Below are 7,589 nucleotides of genomic sequence, written 5' to 3'. Positions count from 1 at the left end.
GAAGCGAGATTATGCGGTACAGCGTGCAACTCGTCAACCCCTTCGTTTTCAGCGTCTTGCGCTTCAAACTTCTCACATCGTTTCGCGCTGTTTGCTGCGTTGCGYTGCGAGGGACAGAACTATAGCAAAGCTTCCAAGGCGCCGCAAGGGCTTTTAGAACCCAAGGCAAAAAACAAGTGGCAGCCACGATGTGGCTGCCACTAGGGTTACGCCGTTGGGTTTTACAGGCCTTCGAAATTCGGCGTGCGCTTTTCCAGGAAGGCGTGCATGCCTTCGCGTTGGGCCGGGGTGCCGAAGCCTGCGTGGAACAGGCGGCGCTCATAAGACACGCCCTCGGTCAGCGGCGATTCGAAGGCGCGGTTCACGCAATCCTTGATTTGCATGGCAACGGAAACCGGCATCGCGGCGATCTGCTTTGCGATAGCCAGCACTTCTTCAATCAGTTTGTCGGCCGGGACCACGCGCGACACCAGCCCGGTGCGCTCAGCTTCAGCAGCATCGATCATGCGGGTGGTCAGCAGCAGGTCCATCGCTTTGGACTTGCCGATCGCGCGCGGCAGACGCTGTGTACCGCCGGCGCCCGGCGTGACACCAACCTTGATTTCSGGCTGGCCGAACYTGGCGYTGTCSGCCGCRAYSAKGAAGTCGCACATCATSGCCAGCTCGCAGCCGCCGCCCAGCGCGAAGCCCGACACGGCGCCGATCACTGGCTTGCGCACTTTCAGAATGTGCTCCCAATTACGGCCGATGTAATTGTCGCGATAGGTATCCTGGTAGGTATAGTCAGCCATGGCGGCGATATCGGCGCCCGCGGCGAAGGCTTTCTCACTGCCTGTCAGGATCATCACGTGAATAGCAGGGTCGGCATCGAACCTCGCGAAGCAGTCGCCCAGTTCATTCATCATGCGGTCGTTCAGCGCGTTCAGGGCTTTCGGACGATTCAGGCGGATCAGGGCCACTTTATCGTGGACTTCGACGATCAGGTCTTCATATTGCATTGTTAGCTCCTCCAGGAGTGAAAAGTTATCCGCCGATTGTAGCTGTTCAGCGACCGGCGCTGTTATGATTTGCGCCAATGCTTACCTCCCTGCGCCAGACCATCGCCGAAAGAATCGCCCGCGACACGCTGCTGGCACAAGCGGGATTCCGCCGCTACTGGTTAAGCAGCATCATGACCGGCTTCGGTACTTATATCGGTACGCTGGCGATGCCACTCTGCTCCATCATGCTGCTGCACGCGACGCCGGCACAAATGGGCTTGCTCACCGCCTGCCAGGCCATTCCCTTCGCGGTACTGGCCCTGCCCGCCGGCGTATTCCTGGACCGGCGACGCAAACTACCCATTCTTATCGCCAGCAAAACCATCCAGGGCCTGTCGCTGGCCAGCATTCCTTTCGCATGGTGGATGGGATGGCTGTCGATGCCGTGGATGTATGCGAACGCCATGGTCCAGGGGGCGTGCGCGCTGGTCGGTGGCAGCGCCGAGCAAATCTTCATCACCTTTCTGGTCGGCCGCGAACGCATCATCGAAGCACAGGCACGGCTGACGACGACCGATTCCATCGCCCGCCTGGTTGGTCCCGGCCTTGGCGGCTTGCTGGTGCAATGGCTCACCGCACCGTTTGCGCTGCTGGTGGATGCAGTCGGCCTATTTGCTGCCGTTCTGGCGCTGCGCAAGGTGGATTCCAGGGAGCCGGCGCCGGTACCGAGCGGACAGCATCCATTTCACGATATGCAGGAAGGTTTGCTATTCATCTGGCGCCAGCCTTTATTGCGCACACTGGCCGCCGGCGTCGGCTGCTGGCATTTGCTCTTTTATGGTTACGCGGCGCTACAGATTCTCTATGCGACGCGCGAACTGGGCATGTCCGCGGGCATGCTGGGTGCGATGCAGATTCTGGGCGGCTGCGGCGTGCTTCTGAGTTCCCTGATCGTCAAGCCTTTGAACCGGCGCTTCGGTCCAGGCAAGACAATGCTGATCGGCCTGGGCACGACCGCCACTGGACTGGTGCTGTTGCCCTGCGTGCCGCCCGTGCTGTTCGGAAGTCCGTATGGCAGCGCGGCGGCCGCCTGCTGCGTCACGTTTATCTTTGACTGCGGCGTGATGCTGTTCCTGCTGCCCTACCTCGGCATGCGGCAGAGAGTCACGCCGGACGAGTACCTGGGCCGCATGGTTTCCACGATGCGCTTCCTGACCGTCTCCATTGCGCCAATTGGCGCGCTGAGTGCCGGCTACCTGGCCGAGCATCTTTCGACACGCGCAGCGCTGGCCTGCATGGGCGCCGGCGGTGTGCTGCTGACAGCGGCGATGATATCCACTCGGCAGATTCGAAGCGTGCGCCCTGCCTAGCGCTCCAGTTCTACACTGGGCTTATTCTCACCTGCCCAGTGGAGTTGCCATGTTCAAGTCCATCTTGCTGCCCACCGATGGTTCGCAACTATCTGAACGGGCTACTGAAACTGCTGTGCGCTTCGCGCAGCTGAACGGGGCGAAGCTTGTCGCGGTGTCGGTCATCCAGCCCTTCCCTCTGGTGCCGATGAGCGAAGCGGTCGTGGTGCCGGATGCGGCAATCTTTGATCGTCACGCCGACGAATATGCGCGCAACTGCCTGGATCGGGTTGCGACAGCGGCACGCGCAGCCGGCGTGCCATTTGAGGGGGTGATGACGCAGTCCGCCACGCCTTACGAAGAAATCGTGAAGGCCGCCGAACAGCATGGCTGCGACATCATTCTGATGGCATCGCACGGGCGCAAGGGCCTGAACAAACTGTTCCTCGGCAGCGAAACCCAGAAGGTGCTCGCCCACACGACTCTGCCCGTGCTGGTTCTGCGCTAGTGTACCAACTTCGGCAGCAGCACCCAGATATTGCCGCGCTGTTTCATGCGGCCGGCGTTGTCGGCCGCTTCAGCGCCGAAGCCGAAGAAGACATCCATGCGAATCGGCCCTTTGATGGCGCCGCCCGTGTCCTGCGCCATCATTAGGCGCTGGAAGGGAATGTCGCTGCCGGCCTGCGTGGTATTCAGATAGACCGGCACGCCCAAAGGAATCTGGCTGCGGTCAATCGCCACGGAGCGCTGCGGCGTGAGCGGAACGTTCAGCGTGCCTTTCGGGCCGAGTTTCGGGTCCGGTAGCTTTTCTTCCCTGAAGAAGACGTAGCTCGGATTCACGTTGAACAATTCCTGCATCCGCGTTGGATGGCCCGCAATCCAGGTCTTGATGCCTTGCGCGGTGGCCTGCTCCAGCGTCAGCTCGCCCTGCTGCACCAGCCATTTGCCAATGGACTCGTAACCGCGGCCGTTCTGGTCTGCATATGCCACGCGCACGGTTTCATTGTCGCCCAGTTGCACGCGGCCGGAGCCCTGCACTTCCAGGAAGAAGGCTTCCACCGGATCGTCCACCCACAGCAGCTCGTTGCCGGCCAGGCCGTTCTTCGCGATTTCTTCGCGCGCCGGATACGGCGTTACGCGCTTGCCTTTCAGTTTGCCGCGTACACGCTTGCCCTGCAACTCAGGGTAGACGGAGCCCAGATCCACGATCACCAGATCGTCCGGCACCTTATATAGAGGAGCCGTGTAGACCCCGCCTTTTTTGCGCGAGCCGCGCAGCAGGGGTTCGTAGTAGCCAGTAATCAGGCCGCTGTCCGCGCCATCCGGCGCCACGACTTTTTGCGGCTGCAGGAAGGATTCGAAGAACAGGCGGATCGCGTCTTCGCTGCTCGCATCCACGTTCTTCGCGATGGTGCAGAGCTCCTTCCAGTCAGCCTGGGCGCCAAGGCGCGAACAGGACTGCATGAAGGCGGGCCATGCGGCGCGCAGATCGTCGCGGTCCCAGCCTGGCAGGTCGCTCCATGCGGCCGGAACGAAGGAAGCTTTGGCTGGCGGTGCAGGAGGGGTCACCGGCGCTGGCGCCGCCGGTTGGGCAGGCTGCACCGGCGGCTGCGGTGTGACGGGTTGCGGGACGGGCTGCTGCTGGACCGGCTGCGTGGTACAGGCGCTCAGGATCAAAGCGGCAACGGCGGCCGCGACGGGGCCGGCCGAAACGGTTAAACTACGGCGTGCAATTAACATAGGGATTGATTATGGTGTATCTGCTGCTAGAAGCGTTCGTGGCGCTGTTCCTGCTGGTCTTCATCGTCTGGTGGACGATGCCTTCGAAGAAAAAGAAGAAAAAGGATTAATGCAGAGTGCGCGGCAGCGACAGCACGAACTCCGGAATCTTCGCTTCAAACTGATGGCCATCCTCGGCCACGCAGAAATACTCACCGTACATTGAACCCTGCGGCGTGCGCAATTGCGTGCCGCTGGTGTACTCAAACTGTTCGCCGGGCTGCAGCAGCGGCTGATGGCCAACCACGCCAAGCCCCCTCACCTCTTCCATATGATTGTTGGCATCGGTGATAACCCAGTGGCGGGAAATCAGCTGGGCCGGGACGGTGCCGGTATTCTTGATCGTGATGGAGTACGTGAAGACGAAGTTGGTGCGGTCAGGGTCGGATTGTTCCGGCAGATACTGGGTTCTTACCCCGACAGTGAATTCATATTGGGCCATGCGTATTCCTTAGTAAATCGGCAAACATTCATTGAATGTAAGCATAATGATTTGATCATTCTAGTCCAAGCGCTCCGCAAACCGACGCACCACAGCGTAAAATAGCGCATCTTTTTTATGCACGCCCAACCATGACTACTTTCCGCATCGCTCCCAGCATCCTGTCCGCCGATTTCGCCCGCCTGGGTGAAGAAGTGCGCAACGTCGTCGCTTCCGGCGCCGATATCATCCACTTCGACGTGATGGACAATCACTACGTGCCGAACCTGACTATCGGCCCGCTGGTGTGCCAGGCCATCCGCCCGCACGTGCAAGTGCCGATCGATGTGCACCTGATGGTCAAGCCGGTGGACCGCATCATTCCGGACTTCGCCAAAGCTGGCGCGAACATCATCACCTTCCATCCGGAAGCCTCCGATCACATCGACCGTTCGCTGCAACTGATCCGCGATAACGGCTGCAAGGCCGGCCTGGTGTTCAACCCGGCTACTCCGCTGAGCTACCTGGATCACGTGATGGACAAGATTGACATGATCCTGATCATGTCCGTGAACCCAGGTTTCGGCGGCCAGTCCTTCATCCCGCAGGCACTGAAGAAGATCGCCGAAGCACGCCGCCGCATCGATGAATCGGGCCGCGACATCATGCTGGAAGTGGATGGCGGCATCAAGATCGACAACATCAAGGCTGCGGCAGAAGCCGGCGCCGACACCTTTGTGGCCGGTTCCGCGATCTTCGGCCAGCCTGACTACAAGGCCGTGATCGACGCAATGCGCGCCCAGCTGGCACAAGTAGGCTAAGCATGACGGCGGTCCTTCGCGGCGTGAAGGCCGCCATTATTGACCTCGACGGCACTATGCTCGATACCATGGGCGATTTCGAGGTTGCGATCAACCGCATGCGCGCGGAACTGGAACTCAGTCCGGTCACCGTGGCGCAGATTGAACTCATGGTGGGAAAAGGTTCCGAGAACCTGATCCGCCGCGTGTTGGCACTCGACTTCGACGAGACATGTGTTGAAGAACGCTTCGCGCAGGCCTTCGAGTCCTACCAGCGTCACTACATCGCCATCAACGGCCAGCACAGCGAAGTCTATGATGAAGTGGAAGCGGGCTTGCAGGCCATGAAGAACAACGGACTGCGTCTGGCCTGCGTCACCAACAAGCCGCTCGCCTTCGCGCTGCCACTGCTGAAGCTCAAAGGACTGGACGGCTATTTCGAAGTTCTTTACGGCGGCGACTCCTTCGAAAAAAAGAAGCCGCATCCCATGCCGCTGCTGGCCGCCTGCGAGTACTTTGGCTTCGAACCGGCACAAGTCGTAGCGATCGGCGACTCCTCCAACGACGCGCAAGCGGCGCGTGCAGCGGGCTGTCCGGTGTTGACGGTGCCATATGGTTATAACCACGGAGTATCTATACACGAAACGGATTCCGATGGTATAGTTGACACGTTACTGCACGCAGCAGACCTGATTAGTACRCAAAACCGCGCTATCTGAACCTAAAATGTTTCTCCGCAAACGACACAATGTAACCCACCGGGGCTCGATTGAGGCCTGGCTGTGGCGACGCTGGCAATCCTGACTTAGTCCTGATTGCTGTCGGCGCACGTTCGTCATTTGCTCCGACAGGTTTTTTGCAACCGAACCGCCACCACTACATCCAAGCTGGCGGAATGGAGAGGAACATGACCGAACTCGAATTCAAATCCCTGGCCACCGAGGGCTTCAACCGCATTCCATTGATCGCGGAAGCTTTCGCCGACCTCGAAACTCCCCTCACGCTTTACCTGAAACTGGCGCAGACCCAGAACTACGGCAAGAACACCTTCCTGCTGGAGTCGGTCGTGGGCGGCGAGCGCTTCGGCCGCTACTCCTTTATCGGTCTGCCCGCCAATACGCTTCTGCGTACCACGGGCAGCCTGACCGAAATCGTAAAAAATGGCCAGGTGATCGAAACGCACGAGGGCAATCCGCTCGAATTCATCGAGCAATACCAGGCCCGCTTCAAAGTCGCCGTGCGTCCCGGCATGCCGCGTTTCTGCGGCGGCCTGGCCGGCTACTTCGGCTACGACACCGTGCGCCATATTGAAAAGAAGCTGGCCAATTCGCAGCCGAAGGATGACCTGGGTCTGCCGGATATCCAGCTGATGGTGACCGAAGAACTGGCCGTCATCGACAATATCTCCGGCAAGCTGTATCTGATCGTATATGCCGATCCGTCGCAGCCGGAAGCCTTCAGCAAAGCGCGCCAGCGCCTGAAAGACCTGCGCGCCCTGCTGCGCCGCGGTGTCGATGCGCCGGTGACTTCGCCTTCGGTGCGCACCGAGATCGTCCGCGATTTCAAGAAGGAAGACTACCTGGCCGCGGTCGAGAAGGCCCACGAATACGTGATGGCCGGTGACCTGATGCAGGTGCAGATCGGCCAACGTATCCGCAAGCCTTATGTGGACGCACCTCTGAGCCTGTACCGCGCGCTGCGTTCGCTGAATCCTTCGCCGTATATGTACTTCTACAATTTCGGCGATATGCAGATCGTTGGCGCATCACCTGAAATCCTGGTGCGCAATGAGACGCTGGCGGACGGCGAGAAGAAAGTCACGCTGCGCCCGATCGCCGGTACCCGCCCACGCGGTTCGACGCCGGAGCGCGATGCACAGCTGGCGGAAGAACTGCTGAACGATCCGAAAGAGATTGCTGAACACGTGATGCTGATCGACCTGGCGCGCAATGACCTGGGCCGCATCTCCGAAATCGGCAGCGTGAAGGTGACCGACAAGATGGTCATCGAAAAATACTCGCATGTGCAGCACATCGTCTCGAACGTGGAGGGCAAGCTGAAGCCGAACATGTCCAATCTGGACGTGCTGCGCGCCACCTTCCCTGCTGGTACGCTGACCGGTGCGCCAAAAGTACGCGCGATGGAAATCATCGACGAGCTGGAAATCAGCAAGCGCGGCATCTATGGTGGCGCATGCGGCTACCTCTCTTTCGGTGGCGAGATGGACGTGGCGATCGTGGCGAGATGGACGTGGCGATCG

Annotated in this window: 8 protein-coding genes; 5 read left to right on the top strand and 3 right to left on the bottom strand. The window is 59.9% G+C overall.

Annotated features, from left to right (window positions below; all coding sequences use genetic code 11):
* Nucleotides 1–221: 221 nt before the first annotated feature.
* The gene (locus AB4Z11_RS16845; RefSeq protein ID WP_442026393.1) at nucleotides 222–998 is read right to left on the bottom strand and encodes an enoyl-CoA hydratase; all 777 of its coding nucleotides are present in this window, start codon (nucleotides 996–998) and stop codon (nucleotides 222–224) included.
* A 77-nt stretch (nucleotides 999–1,075) separates the two neighbouring features.
* Here AB4Z11_RS16845 and AB4Z11_RS16840 point away from each other — a divergent pair, with 77 nt between their 5' ends.
* Both AB4Z11_RS16840 and AB4Z11_RS16835 read left to right on the top strand, forming a co-directional pair.
* Nucleotides 1,076–2,350 carry an MFS transporter gene (locus AB4Z11_RS16840; RefSeq protein WP_442026392.1) on the top strand — a complete coding sequence of 425 codons (1,275 nt, stop codon included), beginning with the start codon at nucleotides 1,076–1,078 and terminating at the stop codon, nucleotides 2,348–2,350.
* Nucleotides 2,351–2,399: 49 nt separating this feature from the next.
* Nucleotides 2,400–2,837 (top strand): universal stress protein, encoded by a 438-nt coding sequence (locus tag AB4Z11_RS16835; protein WP_442026391.1) that lies wholly within the window; start codon nucleotides 2,400–2,402, stop codon nucleotides 2,835–2,837.
* Here the strand turns inward: AB4Z11_RS16835 and mltA are convergent.
* Both mltA and apaG read right to left on the bottom strand, forming a co-directional pair.
* On the bottom strand, nucleotides 2,834–4,069 hold the full coding sequence (gene mltA / locus AB4Z11_RS16830; protein WP_442026390.1) for a murein transglycosylase A: 1,236 nt from the start codon (nucleotides 4,067–4,069) through the stop codon (nucleotides 2,834–2,836). The two genes, AB4Z11_RS16835 and mltA, sit on opposite strands and share 4 nt — an antisense overlap.
* Nucleotides 4,070–4,175: 106 nt before the next feature.
* Entirely contained in the window at nucleotides 4,176–4,550 is a 375-nt protein-coding gene (gene apaG / locus AB4Z11_RS16825; protein ID WP_442026389.1) for a Co2+/Mg2+ efflux protein ApaG, read from the bottom strand.
* 131 nt (nucleotides 4,551–4,681) lie between these two features.
* On the opposite strand from apaG, the gene rpe reads away from it, so the two are divergent.
* From rpe to AB4Z11_RS16810, 3 genes are all read left to right on the top strand, one after another.
* Entirely contained in the window at nucleotides 4,682–5,350 is a 669-nt protein-coding gene (rpe, locus tag AB4Z11_RS16820) for a ribulose-phosphate 3-epimerase (protein ID WP_442026388.1), read from the top strand.
* A gap of 2 nt (nucleotides 5,351–5,352) precedes the next feature.
* On the top strand, nucleotides 5,353–6,048 hold the full coding sequence (locus AB4Z11_RS16815; RefSeq protein WP_442026387.1) for a phosphoglycolate phosphatase: 696 nt from the start codon (nucleotides 5,353–5,355) through the stop codon (nucleotides 6,046–6,048).
* Between the two features lie 188 nt (nucleotides 6,049–6,236).
* A partial coding sequence (locus AB4Z11_RS16810) for an anthranilate synthase component I family protein (RefSeq protein ID WP_442026386.1) occupies nucleotides 6,237–7,589 on the top strand: 1,353 nt, incomplete at its 3' end.

It is taken from the genome of Pseudoduganella sp. RAF53_2, assembly GCF_052113985.1.
GTDB lineage: Bacteria > Pseudomonadota > Gammaproteobacteria > Burkholderiales > Burkholderiaceae_D > Rugamonas.
This window is presented reverse-complemented; position numbering and strand designations above follow the sequence as displayed.

Coding starts and splice junctions, on each gene's coding strand:
- AB4Z11_RS16835 (WP_442026391.1), top strand. CDS start 2,400: ATGTTCAAGTCCATCTTGCTGCCCACCGATGGTTCGCAACTATCTGAA.
- apaG (WP_442026389.1), bottom strand. CDS start 4,550: ATGGCCCAATATGAATTCACTGTCGGGGTAAGAACCCAGTATCTGCCG.
- rpe (WP_442026388.1), top strand. CDS start 4,682: ATGACTACTTTCCGCATCGCTCCCAGCATCCTGTCCGCCGATTTCGCC.
- mltA (WP_442026390.1), bottom strand. CDS start 4,069: ATGTTAATTGCACGCCGTAGTTTAACCGTTTCGGCCGGCCCCGTCGCG.
- AB4Z11_RS16840 (WP_442026392.1), top strand. CDS start 1,076: ATGCTTACCTCCCTGCGCCAGACCATCGCCGAAAGAATCGCCCGCGAC.